General features: G+C 65.0%; 15 protein-coding genes. 5 read left to right on the top strand and 10 right to left on the bottom strand.

Going from position 1 to position 15,332, the window contains the following annotated elements; genetic code table 11:
• Positions 1–5 precede the first annotated feature (5 nt).
• Positions 6–1,961, bottom strand: a complete 1,956-nt coding sequence (locus ML401_RS13260; RefSeq protein WP_212066789.1) for an ABC transporter ATP-binding protein/permease — start codon at positions 1,959–1,961, stop codon at positions 6–8.
• 201 nt (positions 1,962–2,162) lie between these two features.
• Between ML401_RS13260 and ML401_RS13255 the strand changes: the two genes are divergently transcribed.
• The gene (locus ML401_RS13255; RefSeq protein WP_194407462.1) at positions 2,163–2,768 is read left to right on the top strand and encodes a TIGR00730 family Rossman fold protein; all 606 of its coding nucleotides are present in this window, start codon (positions 2,163–2,165) and stop codon (positions 2,766–2,768) included.
• Between the two features lie 100 nt (positions 2,769–2,868).
• Here ML401_RS13255 and ML401_RS13250 read toward each other — a convergent pair whose 3' ends face one another.
• Entirely contained in the window at positions 2,869–3,486 is a 618-nt protein-coding gene (locus tag ML401_RS13250) for an FMN-dependent NADH-azoreductase (RefSeq protein ID WP_285812188.1), read from the bottom strand.
• Positions 3,487–3,586: 100 nt separating this feature from the next.
• Between ML401_RS13250 and ML401_RS13245 the strand changes: the two genes are divergently transcribed.
• Entirely contained in the window at positions 3,587–4,504 is a 918-nt protein-coding gene (locus ML401_RS13245; protein WP_285812187.1) for a LysR family transcriptional regulator, read from the top strand.
• 6 nt (positions 4,505–4,510) lie between these two features.
• On the opposite strand, the gene ML401_RS13240 is transcribed toward ML401_RS13245, so the two are convergent.
• The 4 genes from ML401_RS13240 to cysS form a co-directional block, all read right to left on the bottom strand.
• Positions 4,511–4,888 (bottom strand): VOC family protein, encoded by a 378-nt coding sequence (locus tag ML401_RS13240; RefSeq protein WP_211418181.1) that lies wholly within the window; start codon positions 4,886–4,888, stop codon positions 4,511–4,513.
• Between the two features lie 44 nt (positions 4,889–4,932).
• A complete protein-coding gene (gene cimA / locus ML401_RS13235) occupies positions 4,933–6,531 on the bottom strand; it encodes a citramalate synthase (protein ID WP_285812186.1) in 1,599 nt (532 codons plus the stop codon).
• Complete coding sequence (locus ML401_RS13230; RefSeq protein ID WP_211418183.1) at positions 6,528–7,019, bottom strand: GNAT family N-acetyltransferase; 492 nt, start codon at positions 7,017–7,019, stop codon at positions 6,528–6,530. The genes cimA and ML401_RS13230 overlap by 4 nt, the downstream gene beginning before the upstream one ends.
• Positions 7,020–7,134: 115 nt before the next feature.
• Positions 7,135–8,517 (bottom strand): cysteine--tRNA ligase, encoded by a 1,383-nt coding sequence (cysS, locus tag ML401_RS13225; RefSeq protein ID WP_259205687.1) that lies wholly within the window; start codon positions 8,515–8,517, stop codon positions 7,135–7,137.
• A 286-nt stretch (positions 8,518–8,803) separates the two neighbouring features.
• Between cysS and ML401_RS13220 the strand changes: the two genes are divergently transcribed.
• The gene (locus ML401_RS13220; protein ID WP_211418185.1) at positions 8,804–9,103 is read left to right on the top strand and encodes a hypothetical protein; all 300 of its coding nucleotides are present in this window, start codon (positions 8,804–8,806) and stop codon (positions 9,101–9,103) included.
• Between the two features lie 131 nt (positions 9,104–9,234).
• Complete coding sequence (locus ML401_RS13215; RefSeq protein WP_259205684.1) at positions 9,235–10,431, top strand: DUF2865 domain-containing protein; 1,197 nt, start codon at positions 9,235–9,237, stop codon at positions 10,429–10,431.
• Positions 10,432–10,473: 42 nt separating this feature from the next.
• Here the strand turns inward: ML401_RS13215 and ML401_RS13210 are convergent, their stop codons facing one another.
• The 3 genes from ML401_RS13210 to ML401_RS13200 are packed head-to-tail and all read right to left on the bottom strand — an operon-like array spanning position 10,474 to position 14,001.
• On the bottom strand, positions 10,474–12,231 hold the full coding sequence (locus ML401_RS13210; protein ID WP_285812185.1) for an NAD+ synthase: 1,758 nt from the start codon (positions 12,229–12,231) through the stop codon (positions 10,474–10,476).
• Between the two features lie 23 nt (positions 12,232–12,254).
• Positions 12,255–12,608 carry a diacylglycerol kinase gene (locus tag ML401_RS13205; protein ID WP_194407452.1) on the bottom strand — a complete coding sequence of 118 codons (354 nt, stop codon included), beginning with the start codon at positions 12,606–12,608 and terminating at the stop codon, positions 12,255–12,257.
• A gap of 4 nt (positions 12,609–12,612) precedes the next feature.
• A complete protein-coding gene (locus ML401_RS13200) occupies positions 12,613–14,001 on the bottom strand; it encodes a class II 3-deoxy-7-phosphoheptulonate synthase (RefSeq protein ID WP_194407451.1) in 1,389 nt (462 codons plus the stop codon).
• A gap of 93 nt (positions 14,002–14,094) precedes the next feature.
• On the opposite strand from ML401_RS13200, the gene ML401_RS13195 reads away from it, so the two are divergent.
• Positions 14,095–14,982, top strand: a complete 888-nt coding sequence (locus ML401_RS13195; protein WP_285812672.1) for an alpha/beta fold hydrolase — start codon at positions 14,095–14,097, stop codon at positions 14,980–14,982.
• A 7-nt stretch (positions 14,983–14,989) separates the two neighbouring features.
• Here the strand turns inward: ML401_RS13195 and ML401_RS13190 are convergent, their stop codons facing one another.
• Positions 14,990–15,253: a hypothetical protein gene (locus ML401_RS13190; RefSeq protein WP_194407449.1), complete on the bottom strand. Its 264-nt coding sequence runs from the start codon at positions 15,251–15,253 to the stop codon at positions 14,990–14,992.
• Positions 15,254–15,332 lie beyond the last annotated feature (79 nt).

Genomic DNA, 15,332 nt, shown 5'->3' with positions numbered 1-15,332 from the left:
CAAGCTCACTCCGCCGCCGCGGGCGCCGTCAGGGCGTCGTTGACCGGCGGCGGCTCTCGGTTGGGCGCCTCGCCGGTATCCGCCATCTTGGCCAGTTTCTCGCGTGCCTCCTCGGCCTCGCGCTGCCTGTTCCACATGCTGGCATAGAGGCCGCCATGCGCGAGCAGCTTGGCGTGGGTGCCCCGCTCGGCGATGCGGCCCTGATCCAGCACGATGATCTCGTCGGCCCCGACGATGGTCGAGAGCCGGTGCGCGATCACCAGCGAGGTGCGGTTCTTCGCCACGCGCTCGAGCGCGCCCTGGATCTCGTGCTCGGTGTGGGTGTCGAGCGCCGAGGTCGCCTCGTCCAGCACCAGGATCGGCGGTGCCTTCAAGACGGTGCGCGCGATCGCGACACGCTGCTTCTCGCCGCCGGACAGTTTGAGCCCGCGCTCGCCGACCTGGGTCTCGTAGCCCTTCGGCGACATGCGTATGAAGTGGTCGATCTGCGCGAGGCTCGCGGCCTCCTCGACTTCGGCATCGCTGGCGTCCCAACGGCCGTAGCGGATGTTGTAGCGGATGGTGTCGTTGAACAGCACGGTGTCCTGCGGCACCATGCCGATCGAGGCGCGCAGCGAATCCTGCGTCACGCTGCGGATGTCCTGCCCGTCGATCAGGATCTTGCCGCCGGAGACGTCATAGAGGCGGAACAGCAGGCGCGAGATGGTCGACTTGCCTGCACCCGACGGGCCGACGATGGCGACCGTCTTGCCGGCCGGCACCTCGAAGCTGAGACCCTTCAGGATCGGACGCGTCGGCTCATAGGCAAAGCGCACGTCCTCGAAGCGCACGGTGCCGGCGGAGATGACCAGCGGCCTGGCATCAGGCGCGTCCTTGATCTCGGCCTCGCGGCCGAGCACGCCGAACATCTTCTCGATGTCGATGATCGCCTGCTTGATCTCGCGATAGACCATGCCCATGAAGTTCAGCGGCTGGTAGAGCTGGATCATCATGGCGTTGACCAGCACGAAATCGCCGACCGTGTTGGTGCCGTTGCGCACGCCGATCGCGCACATCAGCATGGTCGCGGTCAGGCCCAGCGTGAAGATCACGGCCTGTCCCGTGTTGAGCACCGCGAGCGAGGTGTACGTCTGGATGCTCGCTTCCTCGTAGCGCGCGACCGATTTGTCGTAGCGTTGCGCCTCGCGGGCCTCGGCGCCGAAATATTTCACGGTCTCGTAGTTGAGCAGCGAGTCGATCGCCTTGGTGTTCGCCTCGGTGTCGGAATCGTTCATTTTGCGGCGGATGCCGATGCGCCACTCGGTCGCAATGTAGGTGTAGTACATGTAGAGCGTGACCGTGATCAGCGTTGCGACCACGTAGCGCCAGTCGAACTGCCAGAGCAGCACGGCCATCAGCAGCGAGACCTCGACGATGGTCGGGATCAGCTGCAGGATCACCATGCGGACGATGACCTCGATGCCCTCGCGGCCGCGCTCGAGCACGCGCGTCAGGCCGCCGGTCTTGCGTTCGAGATGAAAGCGCAACGACAGCTCGTGCATATGAACAAAAGTGATGGTGGCGAGCTTGCGCACCGCGTGCATGGCGACGCGGGCGAAGATGCCGTCACGCCATTGCGTCAGCAGCGCCATCAGGATGCGCATCACCCCGTAGCTCGCCGTCAGCAACAACGGCGAGGCGAGCACCCAAAGCTGCCAATTGTCGGCCTGCACCGGCGCCGAATTGGCCCCGGTCAGCGCGTCCGTCGCCCATTTGAAGCTGAAGGGCACCGAGAGCGTGATCAGCTTGGCGGCGAGCAGCAGCACCAGCGACCACACCACGCGCATTTTCAGGTCGAAGCGGTCGCCCGGCCAGATATAGGGCCACAGATGGGCCAACGTTCCCATCAGCGTGGCCCGCTCAGGCGGGCCGCCGACAGGATTGGGAACGTCGGCGCCGTCGAACGATTGAGGTTGGTCCATCAAGAAGCCTGAAAGCCCGCCGGATGCGGGCGTCACCACGATTTACGATTTTCGCCTGTCATATAGAGCCTTCCCCGTGTCAGCGCACCCCGCCAGATGGCGAATCTTCGATTGTTTGTCGCCATTTACCGGTAGATTTCCGGGCGATCCGAATCACCTGAAGGGCTTGACGTCTCTTCGCTGCAATGCATCATGGCATCAATGAGCACGATCAAAACCGTCTGTGTCTACTGCGGCTCCGGCCCTGGAACCAATCCCAACTTCATCGAGGCGGCGAAGGCGCTCGGCAAATCGTTGGCGGACAACAAGATCCGCCTCGTTTATGGCGGCGGCTCGCTCGGACTGATGGGGGCGGTCGCAACCTCAGTGCTCGATCACGGCGGCATGGTCACCGGCATCATCCCTGACTTCCTGCGGATGCGCGAGAACGCGCTGACTCGCGTGCAGGAGATGGTCGTCACACCAGACATGCACGAACGCAAGCGGCTGATGTTCGAGCGCTCTGATGCCTTCGTCGCCCTGCCCGGTGGGCTCGGCACGCTGGAGGAGCTGGTCGAGCAGCTGACCTGGCAGCAGCTCGGCCGTCACGCCAAGCCGGTGCTGCTCGCCAATATCGACAATTTCTGGGAGCCGCTGTTCTCCCTGGTGTCCCACATGCGCCAAACCGAGTTCATCCGCGCCGGTCTTTCGGTCGATATCCTGAAGGCGGACAAGGTCGAGGAAATCGTCCCACGGCTACGCGCCGCGGCCGCGCAGATTCCCGACAGCCAGCGCGATCTCGCGCCGGAAGTGGCGCGCAAGCTCTAGAGAGCTGCGCCCCTATCGATCCGGACCGGTCTGGACGATGCCCGCGACGTGGCTCACGCCGACGTCGCGGTCCATCACGCGCGGCCCGGGCTTTGGCGTGTCATGCCGCCTTGGCGGCAATACCGGCTTTCGCCTGCTCGACCTGCCGGGCAAGGTCGGCAGGATCGCCCGTCGTGGCCTCGACACCGATCTGCTGGATCTCGGCGACGCCCAGGAAGCCCAGCACGAACTTCAGATAGTTGAAGCAGAAGTCCGCGCCGCCCAACGGCCCGCCCGCGAGATAGCCGCCGGCACCGTAAGCGCTGGCCACGGTCGCACGGCGCGCGATCAGCAGTCCCTTGAAGTTCGTGCCGTCGTAGGAGAACGTCTGGTTGATGCGGACGATCTGGTCGATCCAGGCCTTCAGCGCCGCCGGAATCGTGAAATTGTACATCGGCGCGGTGATCAGGATCTCATCGGCCGATTTGAGCTCGGCAATCAGCATGTCCGACAGAGCGGTCGCGGCGCGCAGCTCGGCGGTCATCTCCGGTGCGGCGGTGTAGAAACCGGCGATCGTGGTCTGCGTGATCTGCGGGACCGGATCGGCGGCGAGATCGCGCCGCGTCACCCGAAAGTCCGACCCACGTGCGCGCCATGCCGCCTCGAATCCGTCGCCGAGGTCGCGGGAAACGGAGCCCTGAAGGCGGGCGCTGGAATCGATACGAAGCAAAACAGGCATTGGGCTCTCCGGAATGTCGAATTGATACCCGGACGCTATTCGCGGTGCCGCACGGCAAAAACGGCTGGCGTCGCACCACGCTCATGCTTATTTTGCACGAATGGACATCGATTCAATTCGATTGGTGATCGAGGTCGCTCGCCAGGCGAGCTTTGCCGGCGCCGCGCGGCAACGCGACGTCGACCCCTCCTCGGTCTCAAGGATGATCGCCCAGGTCGAAGCGGAGCTTGGCTTTCGCATCTTCCAGCGCACCACACGCAGCATGTCGCTGACCGAGGCTGGCGAACGCTATGTGCGCAGGGCCGAGCTCGTTCTGCAGGAGCTCGATGCCGCCGCCGAGGAGGCGACCGCCCTTGGCACCATTCCCCGCGGCCGGCTTCGCGCGACCGCTTCAGTCGCATTCGGCAATCGCTGCCTGGTGCCGCTGCTGCCCGAATTCAGGGCGGAATTTCCCCAGCTCCAGCTCGAACTCATCCTGACGGACAGCAATCTCGATCTGGTCAGCGAGGGAATCGACCTCGCGATCCGTCTCGGTCCCGGATTCAGCGGCGACCTCGTCGGCGCCAAGCTGTTCGATACCCGTTACCGGGTCTGTGCAAGCTCGGCTTTTCTGCGCGGGAAACCCCGGCCAAGACGGCCCGCCGATCTGTCCGCGATGTCTTGCCTTCTGTTCACGTTTCCCGATTTCCGATCCCGCTGGCTGTTCCGCGACCGACGCGGCGAAATCACCGAGGTCGCCGTCCAGGGAGACCTTCTGCTTTCGAACGCGCTCGCAATGCGCGATTGCGCGCGGGCGGGGCTCGGTCCGGCGCTCCTGCCGGACTGGCTGATCGACGAGGATCTCGTCGGCAAGCGGCTCGTCGATCTGTTTCCCGATTGGCAGGTGACGGCGACGACGTTCGATACCGCGGCCTACGTGCTCTACCCAAACCGGGCATTCCTGCCAGTCAAGGTGCGTCGAACGATTGATTTTCTGCGCCGGCATTTGGTGAAGCAGGCAAAGCGCGCGCGACGGTGAGCTTCGCTACGCGCTCGGAAACGTCACCGCCTCGATCCGATTGCCGTCGGGATCGGTGACGAAGGCTGCGTAATAGCGCACGCGATCGTGCGGGCGGATGCCGGGCGCGCCGTCGGAGGCCCCGCCCGCCGCGAGAGCTGCGGCATGAAACGCATCGACCTCGTCCGTCGTCTTCGCCCGCAGGCAGATGTGTACGCCGCTTTCCCGGACTACTGGCGGCATGGTCTCGCGCAGATTGATCCAGAACTCCGGATAGGCCTTGCCGAAGCCCACCGTCCGCGGCCGCGTGACGAGGCGCGTGAGGCCGAGCGCTGCGAGCGTCGCCTCGTAAAATCTTGCGGCGCGGTCGAGATCGCTGACGCCGACGGAAATGTGGTCGATCATTGGTTACTCTCCCCTCCGCTGTCATCCCGGGGCGAAGCAAAGTCCTACGCCGGCGCCCCCGACTTCACGAGCTTGTAGATCACCGAATCCATCAGCGCCTGGAACGAGGCGTCGATGATGTTCGGGGACACGCCGACCGTGGTCCAGCTGTCGCCGTTCTCGTCCTCGCTCTCGATCAGGACGCGCGTGACCGCGCCGGTGCCGCCGTTGAGGATACGGACCCGGTAGTCGATCAGCTTCAAGCCCTCGATGTATTTCTGGTATTTGCCAAGGTCCTTGCGCATGGCGACGTCGAGCGCGTTGACGGGGCCGTTGCCTTCGGCGGCCGAGATCAGGTGCTCGCCGGCGACGTCGACCTTCACCACCGCGAGCGCCACGGTGACGCGCTCGCCGAGCGCGTTGTAGCGCTGCTCGACATTGACGTCGAACTGCTCGACCTCGAAATAATGCGGCACCTTGCCGAGCGTGCGGCGCGCCAGCAGTTCGAACGAGGCGTTGGCGGATTCGTAGGCGTAGCCTTGCGCCTCGCGCTCCTTCAGCTCCTCGACCAGGCGCGTCAGCTTCGGATCGCTCTTCTCGTAGGGAATGCCGGCGCGGTCGAGTTCGGCGATGACGTTGGACCGGCCGGCCTGATCGGACACCAGCACCTTGCGGTGATTGCCGACCAGCTCAGGCAGCACATGCTCATAGGTCTGCGGATCCTTGAGCACCGCGGACGCATGGATGCCGGTCTTGGTGACGAAAGCGCTCTCGCCCACATAAGCCGCGTGCCGGTTCGGCACGCGGTTGAGCATGTCGTCGAGCGTACGCGAGACTTTGACAAGGGTCGCCAGCTTCTCCCTCGTGACGCCAATCTCGAAAGCATCGGCGAACCCCTGCTTCAACTTCAGCGTCGGGACCAGCGAACAGAGATTGGCGTTGCCGCAGCGTTCCCCAAGGCCGTTCAAAGTGCCCTGGACCTGGCGAGCGCCGGCCCGCACGGCGGCGAGCGAATTGGCCACCGCCTGCTCGGTGTCGTTATGGGCGTGGATGCCGACGTGATCACCGGGGATGTGCTTTGTCACCTCGGTGACGATGGCCTCGACCTCGTCAGGCATGGTGCCGCCATTGGTGTCGCACAGCACCACCCAGCGCGCGCCGGCATCGTAGGCAGCCTTGGCGCAGGCGAGCGCGAAGCCCGAATCTTCCTTGTAGCCGTCGAAGAAATGCTCGCAGTCGAGCATGACCTCGCGACCGGCGGCCTTCGCGGCCGCGACGCTGTCGCGGATGGACGCAAGGTTTTCTTCCTTTGTCGTCTCCAGCGCCACGCGCACCTGATAGGCCGACGCTTTCGCCACGAAGCAGATCGCATCCGCCTTCGCTTCCAACAGCCCGGCAACGCCTGGGTCGTTCGAGACCGAGCGCCCTGCCCGGCGCGTCATGCCGAAGGCGGTAAAGCGCGCGTGTTTGAACTCCGGCTTTGTGCCGAAAAATTCGGTATCGGTCGGATTGGCGCCGGGATAGCCGCCTTCCACATAGTCGATGCCGAGGTCGTCGAGCATCGCGGCGATGACCTGCTTGTCTTGAAGCGTGAAATCGACGCCATTGGTCTGCGCGCCATCGCGCAGCGTGGTGTCGAACAGAAAAAGGCGCTCCTTGCTCATGCCGCGGCTCCGAGCGTCTTCTTCATGGTGGTGTTGGCGAGCCATTCGTCGTTGATGGTGACGCTGTTGCGCTGCTGGGCGATGTAGCCGCGCTTGGCGAAGAAGCCCTGCGCGGTGTCGCTGGCATCGACGGTGAGGCTTTGCGCGCCGCGGCCGCCGGCAAGCTTCTCCAGCGCATCGACCAGCATGGCAGCGATGCCCTGCCCGCTGACGGCCGGATGCACATAGAGCATGCGGATGTGGTCGGCACCGCGCAGCGAGGCAAAACCAACCGGCGAGCCCTCCAGCGTCGCGATCAGCGTCAGGTCAGCCGCAAGCCGCTTGCCGAACTCTTCGGTTTCCGCCGCCTCCATCCAGGCCTGCTGCTGCGCCTCGCTATAATCGTCACCGGTCAGTTCTTCGATGCTGGCGGTGAAGATCGCGGCGAGCACGGGAACGTCATCCGGCAGGAACGGCCGCAATCCGGGCTTTGGCAAAGTCTGTCCCATCGTCCTCACCACATCCCATACAGCTTGAGCACAATCGCTACGGCGCCCACGAGCAGCGCGATCTTCAGCGCGATGTAATAGAGCCAGTGCCGCGGGAAAGGCGTGTCGGGCCGCTTCATCGCGCGACCTCCCACGTCGTTCCTTCCTTGGAATCCTTGATCGCGACGCCCATCGCGGCGAGCAGATCACGGATGCGGTCGGACTCTTTGAAGTCCTTGCGAGCGCGCGCGGCCGTCCGCTCCGCGATCAGGCGCTCGACCTCCCCGGCATCGACGCCGCTCGCCTGTTGCTTGCGGCCTTCCCACTGCGTAGCGCTCTCGGCCAGGAAGCCGAGCAGCCGCAACGACCCCGCCAGGGCGGGCACATCGCTGCCGCGCAGGCTGTGCAGCGCCGCGATCGCCAGCGACGTGTTGAGATCGTCGAGCAGCGGCTCGACGACGGACGCGGCCGGCTTGCCGGGTTCGACGTCCGCCGCGACACGATACCAGTCGTCGAGCGTCCTGGCGCTCTCCTCCAGCGACTTCATGGTCCAGTCGATGGGCGAACGGTAATGCGTCTTGAGCATGTTCAGACGCAGCACCTCGCCCGGCCAATCCTTCAGCAGCTCATGGATCGTGATGAAGTTGCCGAGGCTCTTCGACATCTTCTCGCTCTCGACCTGCAGGAAGCCGTTGTGCATCCAGTAGTTCGCCATGCGCTCCTGATGGAAGGCGCAGCAGGTCTGTGCGACCTCGTTCTCGTGATGCGGAAACACGAGATCGATGCCGCCGCCATGGATGTCGAAATGCTCGCCGAGATGCTTCCAGGCCATGGCCGAGCACTCGATGTGCCAGCCCGGCCGCCCCTCGGCCTTGATGCCCGCCGGTGACGGCCATGACGGCTCGCCGGGCTTGGACGGCTTCCACAGCACGAAATCGGTGTTGCCCTTCTTGTAGGGCGCGACGTCGACGCGGGCACCGGCAACCATCTCGTCGAGCGAGCGGTTGGAGAGTGCGCCGTAGCGCGGCAGCCCGTCATTGGCCGCGTTCATCGCCTGCGGCGAGAACAGCACGTGGTCCTCGGCGACATAGGCAAAGCCGCCCTTGACCAGCCGCTCGATGATCTCGCGCATCTCGGCGATGTGCTCGGTCGCGCGCGGCTCGACGCTCGGCCGCAGCGCGCCGAGTGCATCGACGTCGGCATGAAACTGCTTGCCGGTCTGCTCGGTCACCTTGCGAATGGCTTCGTTCAGCGGCAGGCCGGGGAAATCGCGCGCGGCGCGGTCGTTGATCTTGTCGTCGACGTCGGTGATGTTGCGGACATATTTGACATGCGCCTCGCCATAGAGATGGCGCAGCAGCCTAAACAGCACGTCGAACACGATTACAGGCCGCGCATTGCCGATATGGGCGAAGTCATAGACGGTCGGTCCGCAGACATACATGCGGACATTGTTGGGATCGAGCGGCACGAAGGGGCGCTTTTCCCGGGTCAGCGTATCGTGAAGACGCAATTCCATGACAACCCATCCCTTGCGGCCGGGCGTCCGAGGCTCTCAATGTTTGAGAAAAGACGGCTCCAGCCAGCGAATCGCTAGCTCGTAATCTCGCGGCAAATGGCGCAAATGGCGAGGAGACCGTTCATGCGGAACATATGGGCTATCAGGCGCCCCGGCGTCAAGAGAGCCGCCAAACGCCGTTTTATCTCCGCAAGGCGCGCTGCCCGCCACGATGGTTCATAATCCCCTAACCATTTGAGCCCATTTTGGAACCGGCGGTTCCTCTGTTTGCCCCCGGTGCTTTTTCATGCGATTTTTGCCCGCGCTCATTTCCAGCGCCTTCGTCTTTGCGGCCTCCAGCGCCCTCGCCGAGAGCCGCGTCTTCATCATCGCCAACCAGGCCAACGGCTATGACCAGTGCCTGGCCAAAGGCGACAAATGCGGCGCCTCCGCCGCCCGCACCTACTGCCAGTCACGAGATTTTGCCCAGGCCTCGGCCTATCGGCGGGTCGATCCCGACGAAATTACCGGCTCCGTCCCCAAATCCGGCACAAATTGCTCCCATGGCCATTGCGACGAATATGTCGCAATCACCTGCCAGCGCTGAATTCGCTCGGAGCTGGCGTAGCTTAGGCCCGGTGCTTCGGCCCCGAAACGACGTGACGATGCCGCAGGAAGCGGCTATGGGAGGGCGCGCTTCGGCCCTTCAGAGTCATGCCGGGCCGTGACCTCGCTAGAATGGCGGATATGCCTGAATTTTTGCTCCTGTCCCGTGCCCGCTTCCTCCTTGCCTGCACCGTGCTTCTGAGCACGGTCGTGCTCGCCACCGGCGCTTTTGCGCAGGCGGGTCCCCCGGGACCGCCGCCTCAAGCGGGCCAGAACGGTCTCGGCCCCAATCCGATGTGCGTGCGACTGGAGGGACAGCTCGCGGCACTGGACCGCGGCGGCGGCGGTGATGCCGCGCGCGAGGAGCAGATCCGCCGCTACCAGGAGTCCCAGAGCCGCCAGCAGGCCGAGCTCGACCGCGTCACCATGCAGGCCAAGCGCATGGGCTGCGATTCCTCCGGCTTCTTCTCGCTGTTCAACGGCCAGTCGGCGCAATGCGGCCCGGTGAACACCCAGATCCAGCAGATGCGCGCCAATCTGGACCAGATCACCGGCAATCTCGAGCGCCTGCGCGGCGGCGGCCAAGGCGGCTTCAGCCCGGAGCGCGACAACCAGCGCCGCTCGGTGCTGGCGGCGCTGGCGCAGAACAATTGCGGCCCGCAATACGCGGCGGCGGCGGCGCAGCAGCAGGGCGGCGGCAACTTCCTGAGCAATCTGTTCGGCGGCAACAACGCCGGCAATCCGCAAGGCGTGCCGCCCTCCGATCTCGGACCGCAATCGCAATCCGGCACCTACCGCACCGTGTGCGTGCGCACCTGCGACGGCGCCTATTTCCCGGTCTCGTTTGCGACCGTGCCAGCGCGCTTCCCCGACGACGAGAGGACCTGCAAGGCGCTCTGCCCGGCAGCCGAAGCCGTGCTCTACACCCATCGCAATCCCGGCGAAGACATGAACTCCGCGGTTTCGATCAGCGGCCAGCCCTACACGGCACTGCCGACCGCCTTCAAATTCCGCAGCGAGTTCAACCCGTCCTGCTCCTGCAAGGCCGCGGGCCAGACCTGGGCGGACGCGCTGAAATCGGCCGACGACAAGGCAACAGCCGAGCAGCAGGGCGACATCATCGTCACCGAGGAAAGCGCCAAGAAAATGCAGCAGCAGCGGCTCAATAAGGGCACGCCTGCGAATGCCAGGAAAGGCGCAGCTCCGGCGCCGACGACGGCAACTGCACCGGCCGCAACGCCGCCCGCGGATACGGGCACCGCTGCAGGCTCCGAGAACAAGCCGATCCGCTCGGTCGGGCCGACCTTCCTGCCGCAGCAGCAGAAATAGGTGCAGCGGCGAGCCGCCGCCTCCCACCCTGCTCCGATCAACTCACCCCTCGAACGCGTCGATCGAGGCCTTACTGCCGCGTGACACCAGCGTCTCGTCCGCCGCCGGCAGCTTCTCGCCCTTGTCGCGAAAGCGGTTGGTGATGGGATAGCGACGATCGCGGCCGAAATTCCTGGGTGTGACCTTCACGCCGGGCGCGGCCTGGCGGCGCTTGTATTCGGCGACGTTGAGCAGATGGTCGATCCGGGTGACGATCTCGCGATCGAAGCCGGCGGCGATGATCTGATCCAGCGGCTCTTCGCGCTCGACAAGACGCTCCAGGATGGCATCGAGCACCTCGTAAGGCGGCAGAGAATCCTGATCGGTCTGGTTCTCGCGCAGCTCGGCGCTCGGCGGGCGCGTGATGATGTCGGGCGGGATCACCTCGCCTGAAGGCCCGAGCGCGTCGTCCGGCTTCCAGCTATTGCGCAACCTTGCCAGCCGGAACACCTGCGTCTTGTAGATGTCCTTGATCGGATTGAAGCCGCCGTTCATGTCGCCATAGAGCGTGGCGTAGCCGACCGACATCTCGGACTTGTTGCCTGTCGTCACCACCATCAGGCCGGTCTTGTTGGAGATCGCCATCAAGAGCGTGCCGCGGGTGCGGGCCTGGAGATTCTCCTCGGTGATGTCTGGCGGGAGATTCTTGAAGAGGCCCGAGAGGATCGTCTCGAACCCGCCCACGGCTTCCGCGATCGGCAAGACCTCGTAGCGGATGCCGAGATGGCCGGCGAGCTCGCCGGCATCCGCAATCGAGTGTGCCGCCGTGTAGCGATACGGCAGCATCACGCCGTGCACCTGATCGGCACCGAGCGCGTCGACCGCGATCGCGGCGCACAGCGCTGAATCGATGCCGCCGGAGATGCCGAGCAGCACGCCGGGAAAACCGTTCTTGCCGACATAGTCGCGCAGACCGAGCACGCATGCGGCGTAATCGGCCTTGTCGCCCTCGAGCAGCGTAGCGATCGGCCCTGCGCAGCGCCAGTCGTCGCCGTTGCGGGTGAAGCGCAGCGTGACGACGCCTTCTTCAAATGCCGGCAGTTGCGCCGCGAGCGACAGATCACCGTTGAGCGCAAAGGACGCGCCGTCGAACACCAGCTCGTCCTGGCCGCCGACCTGGTTGAGATAGACCAGCGGCAGCCCGCTCTCGGTGACGCGCGCCACCGCGACCGACAGGCGCACGTCGTTCTTGTCGCGGGCGTAAGGCGAACCGTTCGGCACCAGGATGATCTCGGCGCCGGTCTCGGCCAGCGTCTCGACCACGTTCTCGTAGTCCTCGGACTCTTCCAGCCAGATGTCCTCGCAGATCGGCACGCCGATGCGTACGCCGCGCACCGTCACCGGGCCCGCGGCGGGCCCGCGCGAAAACAGCCGCTTCTCGTCGAACACGCCGTAATTCGGCAGATTGCATTTGAAGCGCAGGCTCGCGATGCGGCCGCCGTCGAGCAGCGCACAGGCATTGTACAGCTTGCCCTCCTCGACCCAGGGCGTGCCGACCAGCATGGCGGGCCCGCCATCGGCGGTGTCGCGGGCGAGAGCTTCGACCGCGGCGCGGCAGGCTGCCTGGAAAGACGGCTTCTGCACGAGGTCTTCCGGCGGATAGCCGGCGATGAACAATTCCGGAAACAGCACGAAATCGGCGCCGTCGCCGATCGCGCGCGCGCGTGCCGAACGTGCCTTGGCGGCATTGCCCTCGATGTCGCCCATGGTCGGATTGAGCTGGGCGAGCGTGACCGCGAATGCGTTGAGACGTTCGGTCATCGGGCGCCCTTATTCGATCCGCGTTAGACGAAACCCAACCGCTCGACGACGGCGAAGATCCAGAACGCGCCGGCCATCAGCAGCGCGACGCCAACCGCGGCCGAGCCCATGTCCTTGACCCGGCCGATCTGCTTGTCGTGGTCCATGGTCAGGCGGTCGGCGAGCTTTTCGATCGCGGTGTTAAGCAGCTCGACGACCAGCACGAAGGCAACGGCACAGACCAGTTCGACGGCCCGCATCGCGGTCGCGCCGATCAACCAGGCGAGCGGCACCGACAGCAGGAGCGCAAAGATCTCCTCGCGGACGGCCTGCTCCGATCCAATCGCAAAGGCCAGACCGTTACGGGAATTGATCGTGGCCTTCCAGATCCGCAACAAGGTTTTAGAGCCCCGCTGCGACCGGCATCGGCTGAGCCTTGCCGGCGCGCTCCTGCTTGAGGAGCTCTGCGACCAGGAAGGCCATGTCGATGGATTGCTCGGCGTTGAGGCGGGGATCGCAGACCGTGTGATAGCGGTCGTTGAGGTCCTCGTCCGTGATCGCGCGGGCGCCGCCGAGGCACTCGGTGACGTCCTGGCCCGTCATCTCCAGATGCACGCCGCCAGCATGGGTGCCTTCGGCGGCATGGATGGCGAAGAACGACTTCACCTCGGACAGGATGCGGTCGAACGGGCGCGTCTTATAGCCCGACGTCGAGGTGATCGTGTTGCCGTGCATGGGATCGCAGGACCAGACCACCACCTTGCCCTCGCGCTTCACGGCGCGGATCATGTTCGGCAGGTGCTCGCCGACCTTGTCCGAGCCAAAGCGGCCGATCAGCGTCAACCGGCCGGGCTCGTTGTCGGGATTGAGCACGTCGATCAACTTCAGGAGCTCGTCGGGCTTCAGCGACGGGCCGCATTTCAGCCCGATCGGATTCTTGATGCCGCGGAAATATTCGATATGGCCGTGATCGAGCTGGCGGGTGCGGTCGCCGATCCAGATCATGTGGCCCGAGGTCGCGTACCAGTCGCCGGTGGTGGAATCGACGCGGGTCATGGCCTGCTCGTAGCCGAGCAGCAGGGCCTCGTGGCTGGTGTAGAAATCGGTGGCACGCAGCTCCGGATGAGCCTCGAGATCGAGGCCGCAGGCGCGCATGAAATTCAGCGCGTCCGAGATGCGGTCGGCCAATTCCTTGTAGCGGCGCGACTGCGGAGAGTCCTTTAGGAAGCCGAGCATCCATTGATGCACGCTGCCGAGATTGGCATAGCCGCCGGTCGCGAACGCGCGGAGCAGGTTCAGCGTCGCGGCCGACTGGCGATAGGCCATCAGCTGGCGCTGCGGATCGGGAACGCGCGCTTCCTTGGTGAAGGCGATGTCGTTGACGATGTCGCCGCGATAGCTCGGCAGCTCGACGCCATCAATCTTCTCGGTCGGCGATGACCGCGGCTTGGCGAACTGGCCGGCGACGCGGCCGACCTTCACCACAGGCACCGCGCCGGCATAAGTCAGCACGACCGCCATCTGGAGCAGCACGCGGAAGAAATCGCGGATGTTGTTGGCGCCGTGCTCGGCAAAGCTCTCGGCGCAGTCGCCGCCCTGCAGCAGGAAGGCCTCGCCGGCCGCGACCCGGCCCAAGGCCTTCTTCAGATTGCGCGCCTCGCCCGCGAACACCAGCGGCGGAAAGGTCGCAAGCTGCGCCTCGACGTCGGCCAGGGCCTTGGCGTCGGGATAGTCGGGCACCTGTAGCACCGGCTTGCTGCGCCAGGACTCGGGCGTCCACCGCTCGGACATCACAATCTCTCCGTGAAGCAAAAAAGTGCAACCTGATCTAGGGGTTGCGAGGGCCGCCTTATACACAGGCTGGCTCCACCCCGCCAGTTGTAAATCCGTTTCGACGTTTTCATCGACGAGATCAGCTTCCCGGCGACCGACGGGTATGGGCTGACCGGCACCCTGTTCCTGCCGCGGGGCGCCAAGCGCCATGCCGTGCTGATCAACTCCGCGACCGCCGTCCCGCGCAAGATCTATCGCGGCTTTGCGTCCTACCTCGCCCATCGCGGCTGCGCAGTGCTGACTTACGACTACCGCGGCATCGGCGATTCCCGCCTGCCGGCGATGGTCGGCTACAACCAGCCGAAATCGCTGGTCGGCTTCAAGGCCTCGATGTCGGACTGGGCCGCGCTCGACGTCACTGCCGCGGTGCGCTGGATGCGCGAGCGCTACAACACGCTGCCGCTCGCCTATATCGGTCATTCCTTCGGCGGCCAGGCGCTCGGGCTGATCGCGAACAACACGGACATATCACGCGCCGCCTTCGTGGCCTCGCAGGCCGCGACCTGGCGGCTGATGACCTCGCCGGAAAAATACCGCGTCTTCGCCTTCATGAATTTTGTCGGTGTGCCGCTGACCTACGCGCTCGGCTATGCGCCGGGCTGGGCCGGCGTCGGCGAGGATCTGCCCAAGGGCGTCTTCCTGCAATGGGCCGAGTGGGTTTCGAACCCGCGCTATCTCTTCGATTCCAAGCTGCCGGCGCTGGACAACTTTGCAAAGTTCAAGGGCGAGCTGCGCGCGCTGTGCTTCTCCGACGATCCCTGGGCGACGCGGCCGGCGGTCGAACTGCTCGCGAGCGGATTCACTGCGATCAAGCCCGAGGTGCTGACAGTGACGCCGTCAGATGTCGGCGCCAAGGGAATAGGCCATTTCGGCTTCTTCCGCCCCGACCACCGCGACACGCTGTGGCGCGGGTTGGCGGAATGGGTCCAGGGCGAGTGAGACCGCGTCAGCGAATGATGGTCGTCAGCGACGAGTAGCGCCGGGTCGGCTTGGCCTCGCCTGCCGAGAATAGAGCGAACGCTTCGCTGACGCGGACCGCCGGCGGCGTGTCTGTCGCAAACCGAAACTCCTTCGGCCGCGGCGCATAGAAGCTCGCGCGGTAATAATTGTCGTCGAAGCGCACCTCGCCGACCCCGAACAATGCGTCGCAGACGAGCAGGAGTGCGTAGACTCCAGCAACCGCTGCGACGATCTCCCTGAGAATTGACATGCCGATAGCCCTGCCCTTTTCCGAGCAGGATGCAGATCGGTTCCAAAGACCTGGTTTAAGGCACCACACTTCTTGTCCG

Origin of the sequence: Bradyrhizobium sp. 62B (genome assembly GCF_030272265.2) — a bacterium.
In the GTDB taxonomy this organism is placed as follows: Bacteria; Pseudomonadota; Alphaproteobacteria; order Rhizobiales; family Xanthobacteraceae; genus Bradyrhizobium.
The sequence above is the reverse complement of the archived record's forward strand: the minus strand, read 5'-3'. Positions and strand labels throughout refer to the sequence as shown.